The following is a 21,357-nucleotide window of genomic DNA, read 5'->3' on the forward strand; positions in this document are numbered from 1 at the left end:
GCTTATGGCCCCCCGAATTTTCAGGAGAGAAACTATGGCACGAGAATTCAGCCGTACTCAGCGCGTTTCACAGGAAATTCAGAAAGAAATTGCGATTATCCTGCAGCGTGAAATTAAAGATCCCCGTGTGGGTATGGTAACCGTATCGGGTGTGGATTTATCCCGCGATATGGCCTATGCCACAGTATTTGTCACCTTTCTGAACTTTATGGATGAAGACCATAATTCTGAACAGGTGAAAACCGGCATTAAAGTATTAAATGATATTTCCGGCTACATCCGTTCCCTGTTAGGGAAAGAGATGCGTCTGCGCATTATCCCGGAACTGAAATTTGAATATGACAGTTCTCTGGTCGAAGGGATGCGTATGTCCAATCTGGTGTCTGATGTGATCAAACATGACCAGGATATGCGTAAATCTGCGGACGACAAAGAGGGTAATTGATGGCACGCCGTCGTCGTGGCCGTGAAATCAACGGCATTGTGCTGCTGGACAAACCGCAGGACATTTCATCCAATGATGCATTACAGAAGGTCCGCCGTCTGTTTAATGCCAGTAAAGCCGGTCACACCGGCGCGCTCGATCCGCTGGCGACCGGTATGCTGCCGGTCTGCCTCGGTGAAGCGACCAAATTTTCGCAGTTTCTGCTGGATTCCGACAAACGTTACCGTGTGATTGCCCGTCTGGGACAGCGTACAGATACCTCAGACTCGCATGGTGAGGTGATCAGTGAGCGCCCGCTGACATTCACTGCGGAACAGCTTGCGGCCGCCCTGGAGTCATTCAGGGGCGATACCATGCAGGTGCCGTCCATGTATTCTGCTCTCAAGCATCAGGGACGTCCGCTGTATGAATATGCCCGCAAAGGGATCACCATAGAGCGGGAAGCCCGTCCGATTACGGTGTATGAACTGCTGTTTATCCGCCATGAAGGGGATGAGCTGGAGCTGGAAATTCACTGTTCGAAAGGCACTTATATCCGTACCATCATTGATGATCTCGGTGAAAAACTCGGCTGCGGGGCGCATGTGATCATGTTGCGCCGGTTGCAGGTGGCCACGTATCCGTCAGAACGGATGGTGACGCTGGAGCAGCTTCAGGAAATGCGCCGGGTCGCGGATGAATCAGAAACACCGCTGGAAACCGCGCTGGACCCGCTGTTACTGCCGATGGATACCGCGGTGTCACATTTCCCGCAGGTGAACCTGACGGATGTGACCGCCGGGTATTTTAAACTGGGGCAGCCGGTACGGGCGCCGCACGAACTGGCACCGCAGACATTAACCCGCGTGACACAGGGTGACGAAGACCGTTTTATCGGTCTTGCGGTGATCAGTGATGACGGGCTGGTGGCACCACGCCGCCTTGTTGTGGAATACACCGAATAAGCATCGCCGCATCTTGCGTTCAGGGCGCAGGCGGCGTAGAATAACGCGGCAATTTCCCTGAGATGCTGAATTAGAGATCGGCACTCAATTTTATTAATCAAAGTATATTTGGAGTTCTATTATGTCTCTAAGCACTGAAGCTAAAGCGAAAATTGTCGCTGATTTCGGTCGTGGCGAAAACGACACCGGTTCAAGCGAAGTTCAGATCGCGCTGCTGACTGCACAGATCAATCACCTGCAAGGTCACTTTTCTGAGCACAAAAAAGATCACCACAGCCGTCGTGGTCTGCTGCGCATGGTAGCTCAGCGTCGTAAGCTCCTGAACTATCTGAAAGGCAAAGATTTAGCAAGCTACACCTCAATTCTTGAGCGTCTGGGCCTGCGTCGCTAATTCAGACAAGTTTCAGTGGAAAGGGGCCGACGGCCCCTTTTCTTCTGAATGCGGCTGTTGAGCTGTTGCCGCAATAATAACGATTCTTCGGTACAGCTATTCGCGCGGCTAATGAGAGCACTTTCCGGCAGAAGGAAAAGGTTGTCATTAGTCGCGAGGATGTATCTGAAGGAACCATTTCACTACTTACCCCTGCCGGGGTGAGAGACCCAGAAGGATATTATTTTGTTAAATCCGACAATCCGTAAATTCCAGTATGGTCAGCACACTGTCACTATTGAAACCGGCATGATGGCCCGTCAGGCGACAGCAGCTGTAATGGTTAACATGGACGACACCGCGGTATTCGTTACCGTTGTCGGCCAGAAAAAAATGAAACCGGGCCAGGACTTCTTCCCGCTGACCGTAAACTATCAGGAGCGTACTTACGCTGCCGGCCGTATTCCGGGAAGTTTCTTCCGTCGTGAAGGCCGTCCGGGCGAAGGCGAAACCCTGATCGCACGTCTGATTGACCGTCCGTTACGTCCTCTGTTCCCGGAAGGTTTCCTGAACGAAGTTCAGATCATCGCAACCGTGGTTTCTGTGAACCCGCAGATTAACCCAGATATCGTGGCAATGATCGGTGCTTCTGCAGCGCTGGCACTGTCCGGTATTCCGTTCAACGGCCCGATTGGTGCGGCACGTGTTGGTTTCATCAATGACCAGTATGTTCTGAACCCGACCACTGATGAATTAGCGGTAAGCAAACTGGATCTGGTTGTTGCCGGTACCAAAGGTGCGGTTCTGATGGTTGAATCAGAAGCACAGCTGCTGACCGAAGAACAAATGCTGGGTGCGGTCGTGTTCGGTCACGAGCAGCAGCAGATTGTTATCGAAAATATCAACGCACTGGCAGCTGAAGCCGGTAAACCTAAATGGGACTGGCAGCCTGAGCCTGTTAATCAGACTCTGCATGACCGCGTTGCTGAACTGGCTGAAAAAGCTCTGGGTGATGCTTACCGTATCACTGAGAAACAGGATCGTTATGCGCAGGTTGATATCATTAAAGATGCAACCATCAGCGCACTGGAAGCTGAATTTGCCGCACGCGGTGAAGAGCTGACCAGCGAACTGAAACATGAAATCAGCGACATCCTGTCTGCGGTTGAAAAATCTGTTGTCCGTACCCGTGTACTGGACGGTGAGCCGCGTATCGACGGCCGTGAAAAAGACATGGTCCGTGCACTGGATGTCCGCACCGGTGTTCTGCCGCGTACCCACGGTTCTTCTCTGTTTACCCGTGGTGAAACTCAGGCGCTGGTAACAGCAACTCTGGGTACTGCCCGTGATGCACAGACCCTGGATCAGGTGATGGGTGAAATCACTGATACCTTCCTGTTCCACTACAACTTCCCTCCGTACTGCGTGGGTGAAACCGGTATGGTCGGTTCACCGAAACGCCGCGAAATCGGCCACGGCCGTCTGGCGAAACGTGGTGTGCTGGCAGTGATGCCGTCTCAGGAAGAATTCCCGTACACCGTACGTGTGGTGTCAGAAATTACTGAATCCAACGGTTCTTCTTCTATGGCGTCAGTCTGTGGTGCATCTCTGGCACTGATGGATGCAGGTGTTCCTGTGAAATCAGCGGTTGCCGGTATCGCGATGGGTCTGGTGAAAGAAGGCGACAAATACGTGGTTCTGTCTGATATCCTCGGTGATGAAGATCACCTCGGCGATATGGACTTTAAAGTGGCGGGCAGCCGTGACGGTATCAGCGCCCTGCAGATGGATATCAAAATCGAAGGTATCACCAGCGAAATCATGCAGGTGGCTCTGAATCAGGCCAAAGGTGCGCGTCTGCACATCCTGGGCGTGATGGAACAGGCTATCAACTCACCACGTGCTGATATCTCTGAGTTTGCACCGCGCATCCACACTATCCGCATCAATCCGGACAAGATCAAAGACGTTATCGGTAAAGGCGGTTCTGTGATCCGTGCCCTGACCGAAGAAACCGGCACCACTATCGAAATCGAAGATGACGGTACTGTGAAGATTGCTGCGACTGACGGTGATAAAGCGAAAATGGCTATCCGCCGTATCGAAGAAATTACCGCAGAAGTGGAAGTCGGCCGTATCTATAACGGTAAAGTTGTCCGTATCGTTGATTTCGGTGCTTTCGTGGCTATCGGCGGCGGTAAAGAAGGTCTGGTGCATATTTCTCAGATCGCTGACAAACGCGTTGAAAAAGTATCAGATTATCTGGAAATGGGTCAGGAAGTACCGGTTAAGGTACTGGAAATCGACCGTCAGGGTCGTATCCGTCTGAGCATGAAAGAAGCGGTCAGTCAGGATGCTGCTCCGGCTTCAGATGCAACCTCTGATGCAAATAACGCTGAATAAAATTTGACGTAAGGCATGGCGTCCTGTAAAAAGGGCGCCATTCGGCAAAAAAAGCAAAAATGCACTCGGTTATTGTCAGTCAGAGGATTATCCTTTCAGGGATCTGACTTCGGGAGTAGGAAATGAATTTTTTTCTGCGTTGGTGGAGCATTGCAGCTATAATTTTTATCGCAGGATGCAGCAGCGGTAAAAAATGGCACTCCGGGGATTTACTTGCAGTACCCCTGCAGCCATCATTACAGCAGGAAGTGATCCTCGCCCGAATGGAACAAATACTGGCAAGCCGGTCATTAACTGAGGATGAGTACGCCCAGCTGCTTTATCAGCGTGGTGTGTTGTACGACAGCCTCGGATTGCGTGCATTGGCGCGTAACGATTTTACCGTTGCGTTATCAATGCGTCCGGATATTCCGGAGATATTTAATTACCTGGGCATTTATTTTACGCAGGCAGGCAACTTTGATGCTGCCTATGAAGCGTATGATTCTGTATTAGAGCTTGATCCAACTTATAACTACGCGCGTATGAACCGCGGTATTGCCCTGTATTACGGGGGCAGGTATCCGGTAGCGCGGGATGATTTGCTGGCGTTTTATCAGGATGATCCAAACGATCCGTTCCGCTCGCTGTGGCTCTATCTCACCGATAAAGAGATAGATCCGAAGAAAGCACTGACCGATTTACGTCAGCGCTATCAGCAGGCGAAAGGCGGACAATGGGGCTGGAATATTGCTGAATTCTATCTCGGTGACATCAGTGAAAAGACACTGCTTGATCGGCTGAAGGAATTCTCAACGGATAACACTTCGCTCGCTGAACATCTCAGTGAAACCTACTTCTATTTAGGTAAATACTACCTGAGTCTGGGGGATACGGACAGCGCTGAAACGCTGTTCAAGCTGACGGTTGCCAACAACGCACACAATTTCGTTGAGCACCGCTACGCATTGTTGGAATTAGCTCTGTTAGGTGATGAAGAACAGGACCTGACGGATTCAGATCCACAATAGCTGACGAACACACTTCAACCCGTTAATTTTTCACCATCGCGGAAGTGATGGGGGGATTTTTGTTCGTTTTATAATTTTATTTGAGCCAGTTCACACTTTTAAATGAAAACAACCGACATGCTTTCCGATGGGTTGTGTAGACTGGCCGCCATTTTGTATGAGGCACCTTTACATGACCACTGAGACTGAAATCTCTTTTGCTGACATTGGTTTATCAGCTGATATTTTGACTGCACTGGACGACCTGGGCTACGAAAAGCCGTCCCCGATCCAACAACAATGTATTCCGCACCTGCTTGCCGGCCGTGACGTTCTCGGTATGGCACAGACGGGCAGCGGCAAAACGGCGGCATTCGGCCTGCCGTTACTGAACAATATTGATCCGAACCTGAGAGCACCACAGATTCTGGTGCTGGCACCGACTCGTGAATTAGCGGTTCAGGTTGCGGAAGCCTGTACTGATTTCTCCAAACATATGCGTAACGTGAATGTGGTCGCCCTGTACGGCGGTCAGCGTTATGACGTCCAGTTACGTGCTCTGCGTCAGGGACCACAGGTGGTTGTCGGGACTCCGGGCCGTCTGCTGGATCACTTAAAACGCGGCACCCTGGATTTATCCAACCTGAAAGGTCTGGTTCTGGACGAAGCAGATGAAATGCTGCGCATGGGCTTCATCGAAGACGTTGAAACCATCATGAGTCAGATCCCGGCAAATCACCAGACCGCGCTGTTCTCTGCAACCATGCCGGAAGCTATCCGCCGCATTACCCGCCGTTTCATGAAAGATCCGCAGGAAGTGCGCATTCAGAGCAGCGTGACTACCCGTCCGGACATCAGCCAGAGCTACTGGACTGCTTACGGTGCACGTAAGAGCGAAGCACTGGTTCGCTTCCTGGAAGCGGAAGATTTTGATGCGGCGATTATCTTCGTCCGTACCAAAAATGCGACCCTGGAAGTGGCAGAAACGCTGGAGCGTAACGGCTACAACAGCGCAGCACTGAACGGTGACATGAACCAGGCACTGCGTGAGCAGACACTGGAGCGCCTGAAAGACGGCCGCCTGGATATCCTGATTGCAACAGACGTTGCTGCCCGTGGTCTGGACGTTGAGCGTATCAGCCTGGTTGTTAACTACGATATCCCGATGGATGCGGAATCTTACGTTCACCGTATCGGCCGTACCGGTCGTGCAGGTCGTGCGGGTCGCGCACTGCTGTTCGTGGAAAACCGTGAACGCCGCCTGCTGCGTAACATTGAACGCACCATGAAACTGACCATCCCTGAGGTAGAATTACCGGATGCAGAGATGATCAGCCAGCGCCGCCAGGAAAAATTCGCTGCCACTATCCATGCAGAAATGGAAAGCAGCAACCTGGATCAGTATCGTGCACTGCTGAAAAAACTGGTTCCGGCAGACAGCGATGAGTCTGAAGCCGATATCGATATGGAAACCCTGGCTGCGGTTCTGCTGAAAATGGCAGAAGGTGAGCGCAAACTGATCCTGCCGCCGGATGCACCACGTCGTCCGCGCCGTGAGTTTAACGATCGTGATGATCGCCGCCGTAATGACCGCAATGACCGCAATGATCGTAACAGTCGTTTCGGTGATCGTCCGGAACGTGGTTCAGAACCGCGCCGTGAACGCCGTGACGTGGGTGATATGGAACTGTACCGCATTGAAGTGGGCCGTACCGATGGTGTTGAAGTCCGTCACATTGTGGGCGCGATTGCTAACGAAGGGGATATCAACAGCCGTTACATCGGTAACATCAAACTGTTTGATACTCACTCAACTATCGAATTACCGAAAGGTATGCCGACTGATCTGCTGCAGCATTTCACCCGTACCCGTGTTATGAACAAACCAATGAACATGACATTAGTCGGTGATGCGAAGCCGTTTAACCGTGAACGCCGCAGCGGCGGTAATGATCGTGGTAATGACCGTGGTGGTAACGGCGGCCGCAGTTTCGGTGGTGGTAACCGCCGTGACGGCGAGCGTTCTGAGCGTGGTAACAGCGATCGCCGTCCGCAGGGCGAGCGCCGCAACTTCCGCCGTGAAGACGGAAACTCCGCCCCGCGCCGTCGTACCAATAATGACGCATAATTGATTCTCTGAATCATAAAAAGCCCGGCCGGGGATATCCCTGCCGGGCTTTTTTTATACGCCTGAGGCCTGAAAACAGGTATTAAATCAGCCCCAGAGCCTCTTTCAGCGGTTTGAGGTAGCGGCGGCTGACCGGGATGGTTTCATCGTTACTCAGTATCAGCTCCGCCTGACCGTTATCGCCCAGCAGAATTTCCCGCAGGCGGGTCAGATTGACCAGATACTGCCGGTGGCAGCGCAGCAGCGGGGTGCGCGTTTCCAGGGTACGCAGTGTCAGCTCGGTAAACCCTTCCTGGCCGTGTGCGCTCATCACAAACACACCGCTGATGCGGGAATTAACATACACCACATCCTCAACCGGCATCAGCCAGATACGGTTATGGCCGCTGCACGGGATATAGCGCAGCTGTTCTGTCTGTTCCGGGGTCTCTGCCGGCCGGATCTGTCCCTGGCGCAGACGGTTCAGGGTTTTGTCCAGACGATCTTTCTCTACCGGTTTGAGCAGATAATCAAACGCATCTTCCTCAAAAGCCTGTAATGCGTACTCTTCAAAGGCGGTGAGAAAGACAATCGCAGGCCGGTGGCCGGGATCGAGCATACCGACCATTTCCAGTCCGGTGACACGGGGCATCTGGATATCCAGAAACACCACATCCGGCTTCAGACGATGGATTTTACCGATGGCATCAATGGCGTTGGTACATTCACCCAGGATATGAATGTCAGGATACGCATCGAGCAGTAATCGCAGGTTTTCCCGGGCCAGTGGTTCATCATCAACTATTAAAACATTCATAGTGTCATTATCATTTTTTTAGTTATCTGGCGGTGCTGCCGCACCTGCCGATGAATCGAAGGGTAAGGTCAGAATAATGGTTGTTTTGACTTCCGGCTCACAGTGAACACTGAGGCCATATTGGTTACCATAACGGACTTTGATGCGTTTATCGACCAGCCCCATGCCCAGCCCGTCACTCATTCCGGTTGGCTGATACAGCCCGGCATTATCGGTGATCAGTATGACAAGGGCATTGCCCTCCGCCCGTGCGGTTATGGTAATTTTTCCCTGCTCAAATATCTGTGATGTGCCGTGTTTTATCGCATTTTCCACCACCGGCTGTAACGAAAAGACCGGCAAAGTGGCCTGTTTCAGTTCATCCGGAATGGCGATATCCACACATAACTGCTCACGGAAGCGGGCTTTTTCAATCTGTAAGTAAGCATTCACATGCTCAATTTCCGCCGCGAGAGTGGCAATCTCACCGGGACGTTTTAAGTTTTTGCGGAAAAAGGTGGAGAGATTCTGTACCAGATGCCGTGCCTGTTCCGCATCACGGCGGATCACCGCCTGTAAGGTATTGAGCGCATTAAACAGGAAATGCGGATTGACCTGGGCATGCAGTAATTTCACCTCTGTTTCCAGTAGTGACTGCTTACTTCGTTCAAACTGTCCGGCCAGTATTTGTGCTGACAACAGACTGGCAATACCCTCTCCCAATGTGCGGTTAATCGAGCTGAACAGGCGGCTCTTCACTTCATACAGCTTAATCGTACCGACCACCTGTTTATTTTCCCCGGTCAGCGGGATCACCAGCGTGGAGCCGAGCTTACAGTGTGGATTGATTGAGCAGCAGTACGGCGTTTCGTTGCCGTCGGCATAGACAACCTCATTATGGGCAATGGCCTGCCGGGAATAGCGTGAGGCAATCGGTGTGCCCGGCAGATGGTGATCCGCCCCCACGCCGATAAAGGCCAGCAGTTTTTCCGTATCCGTGATAGCAACCGCTGCCACATTCAGTTCGTCATACAGCACCTGCGCCACCTGACGGCTGTTGGTCTCGTTAAATCCCTGGCGCAGCACACCATCTGTGCTGATCGCCAGTTTCAGCGCCTGGGCGGAAAACGCACTGGTGTATTTTTCAAAGATGGCGCGTCTGTCCAGCAGGATGCGGATAAACATAGCGGCGCCGATGGTATTGGCAATAATCATCGGTGCGGCAATATCTTTCACCAGATTCAGTGCTTCATTAAACGGCCGTGCCAGTAACAGGATAATCGCCATCTGTGCCAGTTCGGCAACAAAGGTCACACCGGCCGCGGTCCAGGGGTTGAACAGTTTGTTGATCTGCCCGCGTTTCATATAGTACCGGTGCACCATACCGCCGATCAGCCCCTCTGCAATGGTGGATACCATACAGCTGAATGCTGTCATACCGCCGAGAGAATAGCGGTGCAGTCCGCCGGTAAAGCCGACCAGCAGCCCGACGGACGGACCGCCGAGCAGACCGCCGAGTACCGAGCCGATAGCCCGTGTATTGGCGATAGAATCATTGATATTCAGACCGAAATAGGTGCCCATGACACAGAAAACGGAGAAAATCAGGTAGCACATCAGCTTGTGCGGTAAGCGGACAGTCACCTGTAAGACCGGCAGCACCAGCGGCGTCTTGCTGAGTACCCAGGCGATAACCAGATACACACACATCTGCTGAAGCAGCAGGAAAATCAGATTGTAGTCATACATTTTTCTGTCGGATCACTTGCCGGGGGAAGATTATTTGTAACTATCTGAGATTTTATATTAAAAATAGTTTTTCAGCAGGTGTATAAGGCCGGGGTTGAAGGTATTATGCTGTGATCTGGCGCACAAATATCTTAACGGTTTTTGCTGAAATCAGTAATACTGACAGCTTCCCCTTCTTCATCGTTTTTTCCAGAACAATTTTATTCGGGATAATTACACCCTGAATAGTTTCACAAATGATAGTTAAGGCCGAAATCAATAATGAAAAAAAGAACAATCTATCTGATCCTGCTGATGCTGGTCTTAATTGCGATGGCTGCACTTTTTCGTGCCCACAACCAGTATCTTTTATTGCAGGGCGAAGTCGATGCACCGGAGGTTATTGTTTCCTCTAAAGCCAAAGGGCGTGTTGTTGAGCGTCTGATTGAGCGCGGTGACGACGTCAAACAGGGCCAGGCACTGATCCGCCTGACCAGTCCGGAGCTGGAGGCACAGGTTGCCTCACTGGTGGCTGCCCGCGACCAGGCTCAGGCTCAGTTAACCGAATCGCTGAACGGTACGCGTGAAGAGAGCGTACGTAATTATGCCGCACAACTGGCGCAGTCTCAGGCTGAACTGGCAAATGCACAGCGTGATTTTCAGCGGATGAGCAGTATGTCCGGAAAGGGCTATGTATCTAAAACCGAACTTGATCAGTCCCGCCGTGCCCGTGATGTGGCACAACAGCGCGTACTGGCCGCCAAAGCACAGCTCGACCAGGCGAAAAACGGTGACCGCACTGAACAGCGTCAGCGTTATGAAGCGGCACTGCGCCAGGCGGAACAGAAACTGGCTGAGTTAAAAGTCCAGCAGGATGAACTGACGGTTACCGCACCGGTGACCGGTGAAATCGGGCCGATTCCGGCTGAAATCGGTGAGCTGTTTAATGCCGGTAGTCCGCTGGTGACGATTATCCGTCTGCCGGAAGCGTATTTTGTCTATAACCTGCGTGAAGATATTCTCGCGGATGTGAAAAAGGGCGACAAAATCACGCTGACCGTTCCGGCGCTGAAAAATCAGGAAATTGAGGCTGAAGTCCGCTATATCGCACCTATGGGGGATTACGCCACCAAACGCGCCACCCGCGCCACCGGGGATTTTGATCTGAAAACCTTTGAGGTTCGCCTCTATCCGGCGCAGCCGGTGGACGGATTAAGACCCGGTATGAGTGCATTATGGCGCCGGGATAAGTAATGAGGCTCCCGGCAATATGGCGCGGTTTCCGTAACGCATTCTCACAGGAAACCCGGATGGCGGTGCGCAGTCCGGTGTTCCACTGGCTGAGCTGGCTGTTTCCGCTGATGTTATTCGCACTGGTCAGTGCCAACTTCTCTGAAGGTACATTACTGGATTTACCGGTTTCCGCCATCGATTATGACCACAGCCCGCTCTCCCGCACGCTGGTGCGTAACCTGAATGCGGCCTCACACGCCAGCATCACACCGCAGGATGATAAAGAGGTTGCACTTGAGCGTATGGGGAGTGCGGAAGATTATGCCATCCTGGTGATCCCGCCGCGCTTTGAAAGCGATGTGTTGTCCGGCAAGCAGCCGACAACCCGGATGTTTTTTAATGCACTGTTTTATGCTTCCGGCAGTTATGCCACCCAGGACTTCAGCGGGCTGATTGCCGAACTGAACGGTCAGTACCGCTCTGTCCTCGCTTCTGAAATGGGGAAAAATGTCCCGAAACTGGCACAGGTGACGATGTCCTATGACACCCTGTTTAACGCCAGCGGCAGCTATATTTATTATCAGCAGTTTGCTGCCACGATCCATATGCTTCAGCTGTTTGTGGTGACCTGTACGATTTACACCATGTCACGCAGCACCATGCTGCAATCCATTAAACCGCTGTTCAGCGGTGTGCTCGGCAAGCTGGCGCCGTATACCTTGTTTTTCACGGCACTGCTGATGATCGAACTCGCTGTCCTGGTCACCGTTTTTGAGGCTAAAGTCACCGGGAATCCGGTTTATATGCTGATGATCGGTTTCTTTTATGTGATGGCCGCCCAGAGCATCGGCCTGCTCCTCTATACATTCACCCGTGATCCGATGATGGCTTACAGTATGATCGGGATGCTGGTTAGTATGGCAATGGCCTTTTCCGGGATGACCGTGCCGGAGCTGTCGATGATTCTCCCCGCACGGATTATCGCGAATATTGAGCCGCTGACACATGCGCTGAACGCTATGTTTGATATCTTCCTGCGGGAAGTCTCGGTACAGCATATCCTGTATGTCTGTGCGTTATTGCTGCTCTATCCGGTGGGTGCGACTTTTCTGATCCGTAACCGCCTGCCGGCACGACTGGCATTACAGGGAGGACGCGCGGTATGAAACTGTATTTCCAGACGTTCCTGAAAGTACTGCTCGGTATGCTTGAAAAACCGATGTGGATGCTGCTGATTATCTCGCTGTGTGTCATGAGCCTGGTCTATGTGCATCCGGTACTGTGGGACTTACCGGTCGCGGTGGTGGATCAGGATAACACGGTGGCCAGCCGTTCACTGGTGCGGGAGCTGGACGCCACCGCAAAAGTGGAACTGCACAGTTATGACAACCTGGCTGCAGCCCGGCAGGATATGATCATGCGTGATCTGTTTGCGATCATCATTATTCCGCAGGATTTTGAACGCAATCTCTTACAGGGCAAAAATATCACGGTACCGGTATTTGGTGATGGTACCAACCGTATCGCCAGCGGGCAGATTCAGCAGGAACTGAGCAAGGCATATCAGCAGATCCTGGCGGATTACAATACCAAAATCCTGACAGCAAACGGTTATACACCGGAGCAGGCATCAATACTCATCGCGCCGATTCAGTCTGAAACGGTCGGGATGTATAACCCGGGCGTCAGTTTCGCCGCCATTGCGCTGCCGGGGCTGCTGGTGATGCTGTTGCAGCACACACTGCTGATCGCCTGTGTCCGTGTCAGTATTGCCGTGCGCAGCACACCGAAAGGTAAACCGCCTCTGGCGGTCTATCTGGGAGCACTGAGTGCGCTGCTGCCGATCTGGCTGTTTCTATCGACCGTCTTTTTTGCGTTGTGGCCGTGGATACTGGGATATCGTCAGGAAGCGCCGATGTATGAATTATGGCTGCTGACGTTCCCGTTCCTGCTGGGGGTTCTGGGGCTGGGAAAACTGGTTACCGAATGTCTGCGCAGTGTGGAGATGATTTACCTGACGCTGGCCTTTGTCACCACACCGGTCTTTTATATGTCCGGTACTATCTGGCCGTTACAGGCGATGCCGGACTGGGTGCGGTTTATTGCTTCCGCGCTGCCGTCCACCTGGGCGACCAAAGCGATTGCCGGTATCAACCAGATGGATTTGCCGTTCAGCGGCGTACAAAACGATATTATTATGATGCTGGTGCTCGGGATTATTTATACACTGCTCGGTGTCTTTATCGGTATGTTACGTGACGGGGAATTGCGGCGTATAACTCAGGTCTTGCGGCGGGCATTCCGGCGAAAGCGTCAGAAATCAGTATGATACAAAGCAGGTAAAAATAATAAAAAAATGGGCGAAACGATAAGAGTTCGCCCTTTTTTATAAATAAATGTTGACGTTATGATTTATTTATAATAATAAACATTATCCATTGATGGTTTAATCAATGACAGGCAGATATTAATCACCTTTCTTATGTTTATGTGGTTTAAGATCCGGGTGTTTTCCCTTATTTTCAGGGGTAACACGCTGTCTTCTGTCTTCTTTTCCTGTTGTGTCTGTAACAGGTTTTGGTCCTGGTTTGATTTCCATTATAGCTCCTGTGTTTACTGATAAATTAATCACAACATCGATATCTTAAATATAATTTAAGTGTTAGTGGTACGCAGAACACTTTAATACATTATTTTTTTTATTAAAGTTAAATTTTCAGTTTCAGGTATTTCAGGGGAATATTTATGGAATGGGTGATTGGTATTATTATCTTTCTTGCTGTTATTAATACGATTTTTCAACCAAGGCGCTGCGGTGTATGTGGACAAGGTTTTAAAAAGAAATACCATACATGGACGATAGAGGGTAAAAAAGAACATCTTTGTCCCCATTGTAATTCAAGGATGACAAGAAGGGTCAGTTATAAGCGGTTTAACGACCGGTTCGGGAAATGAAAATGACAGTGAATAATGTGTTCTTCACTGTCATTACGGGATGAATGCTATATCACTCCACCAATTCAAGACCTGCAATATTACGCCAGTAACCGTTGCAGTTTTGTGCCTGTGCTAAATCCAGCGGTTGTGCGCCGGTTTCATTCTGACGGAAATGGTCAATGACGGCCAGATCGTCCGGCGCTTCCGGGGAGATCCGCACAATATCCACCAGTCCCTGCATGGAGCGCAGATCATTGCCGAGGTTATAGCAGTAACCACTCTGAGTCTGAATCCCGTTAAGGACGAAGACCTGCTGATTTTCCTGTGAGAGCACTTTGCGCCCCTGCGGATAACTGATACAGCAGGTTTCGCAGTCATCTTTGGCGCGGTTTTCCGAACGGGCGGTGAAGCAGCGGGCGGAGTAGGCCAGCGGCAGGTGGCCGTAGCTCATTACTTCCACTTCAAATTTGTCACGGATCTCCAGCTCTTCACACTGTTTCAGAAGGTTAACCAGCCAGTCACGGGAGAGTTCCACCGGCATACACCAGCGCGTCATGCCCTGTTTTTGCAGGATTTTCAGCGCCGGGGCGTTATAACAGTTCAGACCGTGTCCGGCGACGAACGGCAGCCCGCGCTCATGCAGCATGTTAATCACACCAAAATCATGCGCTTCGATCATAAATTCGCCGTTATCGACCAGTTTGGCGATCTCTTTCAGCTCAGACGGCGCCTGTAACAGCGCCAGCGTGGAAATCACCACCTGTTTGCCGCTTTCAGCAACGGTTTTGGCGAGATTTATCCAGTCGTCCGGTTTCATTTCCCGGCGCTTGCTGCACACGGTTTCACCGAGATAGATAATATCCGCACTGCTTTGTACTGCCTGCTGATAAAACTGTTCCAGTGTTGCTTTCGGCCAGTAATAGAGGACTGAACCTAATGAAAATTGCATCGTTTTTCTCTCCGTTACTGCCATTTGCGGTGGTAAGCACCGAGGGTAGTCTGCCGTCCTTCTGACATGCCGCCGAGGGTCTGCATCCACGCGGCATCCGGCGCATAGTTGTCCGGATCGGCCTTACAGCGGTCAATCGCCTGACGCCACACTTTGGCCACATCCGTCACATAGGCCGGGCTGCGCTGGCGGCCTTCAATTTTCACTGACGCGATATTGGCCGCCATCAGTTCCGGCAGCAGCTCCAGTGTGTTGAGGCTGGTCGGCTCTTCCAGAGCGTGGTAAGGCTTGCTGTCCACGCAGTAGCGGCCTTTGCAGAGTGTCGGGTAACCGGCATTTTCATCCGCACCGTAGCGATCAATCAGCACGTCATTCAGGCGGGATTCGAGTCCCTGCGGGGTTTCCTGCCAGCGGACAAACCGTGCCGGTGAGCAGGCACCGACGGTATTCGGGGATTCCCCGGTCAGATAGGAGGAGAGGTAGCAGCGGCCTTCCGCCATAATACACAGACTGCCGAATGCAAAGACTTCCAGCGGCACCGGGCTGGTGCGTGCCAGCTGTTTTACCTGATGAATAGAGAGCACACGCGGCAGCACAATACGGTGCACATCAAAATTGCGCTGATAGAAACGGATAGCTTCGGTATTGGTGGCCGACGCCTGCACAGAGACATGCCGCTCAATATGCGGATAACGTTCCGCAGCATATTCCAGCATGGCGATATCCGCGAGGATCAGGGCATCCGCCCCCAGTTGTGCGGCCATATCCACCGCCCGCTGCCAGCGGCTGAAACCGTCCGGATGGGCAAAGGTGTTAATCGCGATATGCAGGTGACGCCGGTGGCGGTGAACATAATCCACCGCCTCGGTAAGTTTCTTTTCAGTAAAATTCAGACCGGCGAAGTGACGGGCATTAGTATCATCTTTCAGGCCGATATAAACCGCATCCGCACCGTTATCAATGGCGGCTTTCAGTGCGGGTAAATTACCGGCAGGACACAATAGTTCCATGGTGAGACTCTCAGACTGAATAATAAAAATGATCGGAAATTGTAAATGGCAGGCTAAAAAAGGTATTGACCTGAGGCAGGTTAGTGAACATTTGCCGCAAAAAATCACCCGGTTTGCGGATATAAAAGCGGGATGTTCTCTGCGGCAGGGGGAAAATCGGGTATATAATAGAAATAATGACACGAAAAATTGACCGGAATCCTGAGTTATTTCCGCAGATTCTGGCACAATGACGCAGTAATTCAGATTAAGGAGTCAGTACGGTGTTTGCCAAAATTCGTTCCTCGCTCGTACACAACGGGCCGGCGTTATTGCGGTTTCCGCTGAAATTAACGCCGTTTACCCTGCAAAAACAGGTTCTCCAGCAGGTTCTGGCGCGTCAGTTTGAAGAGGCGCTGACAGAAGGTGATCTCGATTTTCTGGAAAATAAATGGCTGAAAGTGGAAGTCCGCGACCTGGCGCTTCACTGGTATATCAGTAACCGTGACGGCCGTCTGGTGGTCAGTGCGGATGAACAGGAAGATGTCAGTTTCAGCGGTAATGCTAATGATCTGGTGCTGATCGCCGCCCGCAAAGAGGACCCTGATACCTTATTCTTCCAGCGCCGTCTGCGCATCGAGGGGGATACTGAACTGGGTCTGTATGTCAAAAACCTGATGGACTCGATTGATCTTGACGGTATGCCGCCGCTGCTGCGCACGGCATTAATGCAACTGGCTGACTTTATTCAGGCCGGGCTGGCGGAGGATGAAGACAAATCACACGCAGTGGTGACCTCATGCTGATCCGCACAGAAATTCCGGTTGATGCCGCCGGTATCGATGCACTGCTGCGCAGCGCATTCGGGCGTGATAATGAAGCTGACCTCCTGCATTCACTGCGGGAAGACGGGCTGCTGACCTTAGGTGTGGTTGCCACTGATGATGAGGGGCTGGTGGTCGGTTATGCCGGTTTTACACCGGTGGACGTGGAAGGCGAAGATTGTCAGTGGGTCGGACTGGCGCCGCTTGCGGTGGCAGAGGCTTACCGTGGTCAGGGGATTGCGAAGCAGATGGTTTATGAGGGGCTGGACAGCCTCAATGAATTCGGTTACGGCGCGGTTGTGGTGCTGGGCGACCCTGAAATCTACGGAAAATGGGGCTTTAAACCGGCAGCCGAATTTGATTTACACTGCAAATGGCCGGATACCGCACCGTATTTCCTGATCTATCCGCTGGAAAACGATGCCGCAGACCGTTATCACGGGCTGGTTAATTTCTCACATCACTTTGACAGCTGTGAATAATCACTGCCGTTAAGGTATGTCGTCAAATCGGAGGGCTGGTCACTGACCAGCTTTTCTTTTTTCTTCTTTGTCAGCTGCTTGACCCGGTATTCTTCTTTTGACGCTACTGAGCGATCCGCAAGTGCAGCCTGATACACCACGCTTAACCCGGTTTTCCCCCGCAGGTATTTTGCCCCTTTTCCGGACTGATGTGTTGCAACACGTTGTGCGACATCACGGGTGATCCCTGTGTAAAGATATCCGGATTCTGTCCTGATTATGTAAAGAAACCACGTGTTTATCTCTGCATTATTATTCATTTTTGTTTAATCGTGCGCTTTTGTGTTTATATGAAAGTCGAATATTTTGCTGATTTACGTCGCGGGATAGTCACGCAAGTAATTAATTAATCAGTGGTATTCACCATGGTAATTCTTTTCGCAGATTAATTAAAACCCCAATCATCAATTTTATTGAATAACTACAGCAGAAATAGCTAATTTTCTTTTTCGACGGAGGAGCATAATATGACTCACATCACAGAGAGAGACAAAAACGTCTCATGATATTACATTTATTCTAAGGAATCATATTATGAAAATCTCAACAGTAATCCCTGCAGTTTTAGCTTTAAGTGCCGTTTCATTTGGTTCAATGGCTGCTACCGAAGTACAACATAGCACACAAGCACCTGTCGGTGTTGTTTCTGTCAGCGATATTGATACCCTGGCTGATGTGACTGCCGCCTTATCCAAAAAAGCTGATGAAGCTGGTGCAACTTCTTTCCGCATCATCTCTGCAGGCGGTGAAAACCTGATGAGTGGTACTGCGGAACTCTATAAATAATTCCTGAGATTTGCCATACAATACAGCCCGTCTGACGGGACTGTCTGAACCAGCACCGGATGATATACTCTATCAGCCGGTGTGGTTTTATTGGGGGTACTGTATGGAATTACCGCACGATTCAATCCTGTCTTATCTGAAGAAAAATCATGTCTTTACGCTGTGTGCCACTGCCGGTGATGACCTGTGGTGCGCCTCCTGCTTTTATATTGCAGATCCGGAAGCGATGAGGCTTTATTTCCTGACTGAACCGCATACCCGGCACGGCACCCTGATGCAGCAGAACCCGCGGGTGGCGGGAACGATTTCCGCACAGACGGTCACGGTGGCAAAAATCCGCGGGATACAGTTCCGGGGGGAGATTATTACCCTGTCAGAGGAAGAGGAAAAACAGGCCCGGGCACGTTACTGCCGCCGTTTTCCGGTGGCCGTCACCGCAAAAACCCCGTTGCGGGGGCTGCGGCTGGATGAGGTTAAGATGGTGAATAATACGCTGGGGTTCGGGAAGAAACTGCACTGGTCGCGTTTCAGCGTTGGTTTCAGCGCAAATAGTGAATAACCTGGTTGCTGCTGCCGCGCCAGATCAGCATCGGGTCATGCAGATCCTGCACAAATTTCCCGTCAACTAATACATTGATATGCTCAATGACTTCCTGCTGGGCATCATTCAGCTCATCCAGTTTATAGCCTGTCCACATCCAGATATCTTTCTCCGGCGGGCACTCGCGGCGGATACGCTGCACCAGTGCCAGGATCACCGGCACATTGTGCGGATGCAGGGGGTCACCGCCGGACAGTGTAATTCCCTGACGTTTTACACGGGTATCACAGAGGTCGGCGATAATTTTATCTTCCAGCTCCCGGGTATACGGCACACCGGAATCCGTGCGCCATGTACTCTGGTTATAACAGCCGCGGCACTGATGCACACAGCCTGAAACAAACAGCGTGCAGCGTGTACCCGGCCCGTTGACGACGTCAACGGGGTAATACTGATGATAATTCACAACTCAGCCTAATTGTCCGTTATTCAGGTGTTTAACGCGACGCTTCACCTCTTCCTGCTTCCCGGCGTTAAACGGACGGGCATCCGGGCTGCCGAGATAACCGCATACGCGGCGGATAACAGAGACGCGGGAAGCGTCATGATTACCGCATTTCGGGCAGACAAAGCCTTTGCTGGTGCAGTTAAACTCACCGGCAAATCCGCATTCATAACACTCATCAATCGGCGTGTTGGTACCGTAGTACGGAACGCGGTCATAGCTGTAATCCCAGACATCTTCCAGCGCTTTCAGGTTGTGCTGAAGATTCGGGTATTCGCCGTAACAGATGAAACCGCCGTTCGCCAGTGGCGGGTACGGTGCTTCAAAATCCAGTTTGTCGTACGGATTGACCTTTTTCTCCACATCGAGGTGGAAGCTGTTGGTGTAATACCCTTTGTCTGTCACACCCGGAATGAGACCGAACTCAGCAGTATCCAGACGGCAGAAGCGGTCGCACAGGTTTTCACTCGGCGTGCTGTAGAGGCTGAAACCGTAGCCGGTTTCTGTTTTCCACTCATCGGTTGCACGGCGCAGGCGTTCCACGATGGCAACACCCAGGGCGCGGCGCTGTTCATCGTCATACATATGTGTTTCAGTGCCGGTCAGAGCATTGATAGTTTCATGGATACCGATGTAACCCAGCGAAATTGAGGCACGGCCGTTTTTAAAGATTTCAGTAACGGAGTCATCCGCTTTCAGCCGCACACCGCAGGCACCTTCCATATACAGAATCGGCGCGACGCGGGCTTTGACATTTTCCAGCCGTGCGATACGGGTCATCAGCGCTTTTTTGGCGAGCACCAGACGTTCATCCAGCAGTGACCAGAAGTCCGCTTCACTGCCTTGTGATTCAATGGCAATACGCGGCAGGTTCAGGCTGATAACGCCGAGGTTGTTACGCCCGTCGTGGATCATTTCACCGTTCTCTTCATACACACCGAGGAAACTGCGGCAGCCCATCGGAGTTTTAAAGGAACCGGTAACTTTTACCACCTGGTCATAGTTCAGGATATCCGGATACATCCGTTTGCTGGCGCACTCTAACGCGAGCTGTTTGATGTCATAGTTCGGATCGCCGTACTGGTGGTTGAGGCCTTTTTTAATCGCGAAGACCAGTTTCGGGAATACCGCGGTTTTGTGATTTTTTCCGAGACCGGCGATACGGTTACGTAAAATCGCCTGCTGGATCATGCGGGATTCTCTGGATGTGCCCAGCCCGAAGCCGAAAGTGACAAACGGAGTCTGTCCGTTGGCGGTGTGCAGTGTGTTGACTTCATATTCCAGTGACTGGAAAGCGTCATAACACTCTTTTTCTGTGCGGGCATTGGCGTAGCCTTCCGCATCCGGGATCTGCCACTCGTTTGCCGTTTTCAGATGTTTGTTATAGCTGGCAGTGACAAATGGCGCGAGAATTTCGTCGATACGGTTAATCGTGGTACCGCCGTAAATATGGCTGGCCACCTGGGCAATAATTTGTGCTGTTACCGCAGTCGCGGTAGAGATGGACTTAGGCTGTTCTATCTCGGCATTACCCATTTTAAAGCCATGAGTCAGCATGCCTTTCAGATCGATCAGCATGCAGTTAAACATCGGGAAGAACGGCGCGTAGTCCAGATCGTGATAGTGAATTTCACCACGTTCGTGTGAAATTACAACATCACGCGGTAAAATGTGCTGTTTTGCGTAGTGCTTGGCAACGATACCCGCCAGCAGGTCACGCTGTGTCGGGATCACCTTGCTGTCTTTATTGGCATTCTCGTTGAGAATGGACATATCACTCTGTTCAACCAGCCCGCGGATCTCATTATTGAGGCGGCCGCGCAGTTCACGTGCCACGTCGCGGTCATGACGGTATTCGATGTAAGTTCTTGCTAACTCTTTGTAATCACCGGACATTAACTGATTTTCAACGGCGTCCTGGATCTCACCGATATCCACTTTTTTCCGGTCACCCAGCAGGGAGGCTACCCGGGCGGCAACCTGAGAGCAATAGTCATCATCATTAACACGTGCGGCTTTAGCGGCTCTTTTAATGGCATCCCGGATGCGTGATTCATCAAAATTTACCTGACATCCATCACGCTTAATCACGATAGTGTGCACTTTGCTTCTCTCCGGCAGTTTGGTTATCCACAGGGTAAAACCTGTCATAATGCGGCTTCATGGCATTGTGGATAACACTGTGAATAAATACTATATCTTGTGTGCTTTGTATTATATAGCACTAGATATAGATTTCCTCCGGAATAAGGCGATTGAAATTGATTTAAGTCAAAGAATTTTGGCGACA

Annotated in this window: 22 protein-coding genes; 14 read left to right on the top strand and 8 right to left on the bottom strand. The window is 51.3% G+C overall.

What is annotated here, in order from left to right; translation table 11 throughout:
* The first annotated feature begins 34 nt into the window (after positions 1–34).
* The 7 genes from rbfA to R5268_RS13415 all read left to right on the top strand — a co-directional run bounded on the left by rbfA (position 35) and on the right by R5268_RS13415 (position 7,279).
* Positions 35–445 (top strand): 30S ribosome-binding factor RbfA, encoded by a 411-nt coding sequence (rbfA, locus tag R5268_RS13390; RefSeq protein ID WP_046894280.1) that lies wholly within the window; start codon positions 35–37, stop codon positions 443–445.
* Positions 445–1,389: a tRNA pseudouridine(55) synthase TruB gene (gene truB / locus R5268_RS13395; protein ID WP_214095912.1), complete on the top strand. Its 945-nt coding sequence runs from the start codon at positions 445–447 to the stop codon at positions 1,387–1,389. The genes rbfA and truB overlap by 1 nt, the downstream gene beginning before the upstream one ends.
* 121 nt (positions 1,390–1,510) lie before the next feature.
* Positions 1,511–1,780, top strand: a complete 270-nt coding sequence (gene rpsO / locus R5268_RS13400; RefSeq protein WP_025152377.1) for a 30S ribosomal protein S15 — start codon at positions 1,511–1,513, stop codon at positions 1,778–1,780.
* Positions 1,781–2,005: 225 nt separating this feature from the next.
* Positions 2,006–4,162 (top strand): polyribonucleotide nucleotidyltransferase, encoded by a 2,157-nt coding sequence (gene pnp / locus R5268_RS13405; RefSeq protein ID WP_107680074.1) that lies wholly within the window; start codon positions 2,006–2,008, stop codon positions 4,160–4,162.
* Positions 4,163–4,284: 122 nt separating this feature from the next.
* The gene (gene nlpI, locus R5268_RS13410; protein ID WP_046894283.1) at positions 4,285–5,172 is read left to right on the top strand and encodes a lipoprotein NlpI; all 888 of its coding nucleotides are present in this window, start codon (positions 4,285–4,287) and stop codon (positions 5,170–5,172) included.
* A gap of 117 nt (positions 5,173–5,289) precedes the next feature.
* Positions 5,290–5,355, top strand: a complete 66-nt coding sequence (locus tag R5268_RS19465) for a hypothetical protein (RefSeq protein ID WP_225875391.1) — start codon at positions 5,290–5,292, stop codon at positions 5,353–5,355.
* Entirely contained in the window at positions 5,345–7,279 is a 1,935-nt protein-coding gene (locus tag R5268_RS13415; protein ID WP_317419544.1) for a DEAD/DEAH family ATP-dependent RNA helicase, read from the top strand. The genes R5268_RS19465 and R5268_RS13415 overlap by 11 nt, the downstream gene beginning before the upstream one ends.
* A gap of 82 nt (positions 7,280–7,361) precedes the next feature.
* Here the strand turns inward: R5268_RS13415 and btsR are convergent, their stop codons facing one another.
* Positions 7,362–8,075, bottom strand: coding sequence for a two-component system response regulator BtsR (gene btsR / locus R5268_RS13420; protein WP_317419543.1), 714 nt, complete (start codon positions 8,073–8,075; stop codon positions 7,362–7,364).
* Between the two features lie 18 nt (positions 8,076–8,093).
* Positions 8,094–9,803 (bottom strand): sensor histidine kinase, encoded by a 1,710-nt coding sequence (locus R5268_RS13425; protein WP_317419541.1) that lies wholly within the window; start codon positions 9,801–9,803, stop codon positions 8,094–8,096.
* Positions 9,804–10,064: 261 nt separating this feature from the next.
* Here R5268_RS13425 and R5268_RS13430 point away from each other — a divergent pair, with 261 nt between their 5' ends.
* Genes R5268_RS13430 through R5268_RS13440 form a run of 3 tightly spaced genes read left to right on the top strand, consistent with a single transcriptional unit; the run spans position 10,065 to position 13,344 of the window.
* Positions 10,065–11,036 (top strand): HlyD family secretion protein, encoded by a 972-nt coding sequence (locus R5268_RS13430; RefSeq protein ID WP_046894286.1) that lies wholly within the window; start codon positions 10,065–10,067, stop codon positions 11,034–11,036.
* The gene (locus tag R5268_RS13435; protein WP_317419539.1) at positions 11,036–12,181 is read left to right on the top strand and encodes an ABC transporter permease; all 1,146 of its coding nucleotides are present in this window, start codon (positions 11,036–11,038) and stop codon (positions 12,179–12,181) included. Before R5268_RS13430 ends, R5268_RS13435 begins: the two co-directional genes overlap by 1 nt.
* Positions 12,178–13,344 (top strand): ABC transporter permease, encoded by a 1,167-nt coding sequence (locus R5268_RS13440; protein ID WP_317419537.1) that lies wholly within the window; start codon positions 12,178–12,180, stop codon positions 13,342–13,344. Before R5268_RS13435 ends, R5268_RS13440 begins: the two co-directional genes overlap by 4 nt.
* A gap of 138 nt (positions 13,345–13,482) precedes the next feature.
* Here R5268_RS13440 and R5268_RS13445 read toward each other — a convergent pair whose 3' ends face one another.
* From R5268_RS13445 to R5268_RS13455, 3 genes are all read right to left on the bottom strand, one after another.
* Positions 13,483–13,614, bottom strand: a complete 132-nt coding sequence (locus tag R5268_RS13445) for a hypothetical protein (protein WP_260242126.1) — start codon at positions 13,612–13,614, stop codon at positions 13,483–13,485.
* 408 nt (positions 13,615–14,022) lie between these two features.
* Positions 14,023–14,901 (bottom strand): U32 family peptidase, encoded by an 879-nt coding sequence (locus R5268_RS13450; protein ID WP_317419533.1) that lies wholly within the window; start codon positions 14,899–14,901, stop codon positions 14,023–14,025.
* Between the two features lie 14 nt (positions 14,902–14,915).
* Positions 14,916–15,911 (bottom strand): peptidase U32 family protein, encoded by a 996-nt coding sequence (locus R5268_RS13455; RefSeq protein WP_054423962.1) that lies wholly within the window; start codon positions 15,909–15,911, stop codon positions 14,916–14,918.
* 263 nt (positions 15,912–16,174) lie between these two features.
* On the opposite strand from R5268_RS13455, the gene R5268_RS13460 reads away from it, so the two are divergent.
* Positions 16,175–16,696 carry an SCP2 domain-containing protein gene (locus R5268_RS13460; protein WP_046894292.1) on the top strand — a complete coding sequence of 174 codons (522 nt, stop codon included), beginning with the start codon at positions 16,175–16,177 and terminating at the stop codon, positions 16,694–16,696.
* Positions 16,690–17,196 carry a GNAT family N-acetyltransferase gene (locus R5268_RS13465; protein ID WP_107680061.1) on the top strand — a complete coding sequence of 169 codons (507 nt, stop codon included), beginning with the start codon at positions 16,690–16,692 and terminating at the stop codon, positions 17,194–17,196. Before R5268_RS13460 ends, R5268_RS13465 begins: the two co-directional genes overlap by 7 nt.
* Here R5268_RS13465 and R5268_RS13470 read toward each other — a convergent pair.
* Entirely contained in the window at positions 17,175–17,495 is a 321-nt protein-coding gene (locus R5268_RS13470; RefSeq protein WP_317419530.1) for a GIY-YIG nuclease family protein, read from the bottom strand. The two genes, R5268_RS13465 and R5268_RS13470, sit on opposite strands and share 22 nt — an antisense overlap.
* A 274-nt stretch (positions 17,496–17,769) precedes the next feature.
* On the opposite strand from R5268_RS13470, the gene R5268_RS13475 reads away from it, so the two are divergent.
* Both R5268_RS13475 and R5268_RS13480 read left to right on the top strand, forming a co-directional pair.
* Positions 17,770–18,021 (top strand): YdgH/BhsA/McbA-like domain containing protein, encoded by a 252-nt coding sequence (locus R5268_RS13475; RefSeq protein WP_317419528.1) that lies wholly within the window; start codon positions 17,770–17,772, stop codon positions 18,019–18,021.
* A 103-nt stretch (positions 18,022–18,124) separates the two neighbouring features.
* The gene (locus tag R5268_RS13480) at positions 18,125–18,580 is read left to right on the top strand and encodes a YhbP family protein (RefSeq protein WP_317419526.1); all 456 of its coding nucleotides are present in this window, start codon (positions 18,125–18,127) and stop codon (positions 18,578–18,580) included.
* Here the strand turns inward: R5268_RS13480 and nrdG are convergent.
* Positions 18,561–19,028, bottom strand: a complete 468-nt coding sequence (gene nrdG / locus R5268_RS13485) for an anaerobic ribonucleoside-triphosphate reductase-activating protein (protein WP_107680059.1) — start codon at positions 19,026–19,028, stop codon at positions 18,561–18,563. The genes R5268_RS13480 and nrdG overlap by 20 nt on opposite strands.
* A gap of 3 nt (positions 19,029–19,031) precedes the next feature.
* Positions 19,032–21,218, bottom strand: coding sequence for an anaerobic ribonucleoside-triphosphate reductase (gene nrdD / locus R5268_RS13490; protein WP_370528741.1), 2,187 nt, complete (start codon positions 21,216–21,218; stop codon positions 19,032–19,034).
* Between the last annotated feature and the right edge of the window lie 139 nt (positions 21,219–21,357).

This window comes from Morganella sp. BCCO 40_0007 (assembly GCF_032989665.1).
Classification (GTDB): Bacteria; Pseudomonadota; Gammaproteobacteria; order Enterobacterales; family Enterobacteriaceae; genus Morganella; species Morganella sibonii.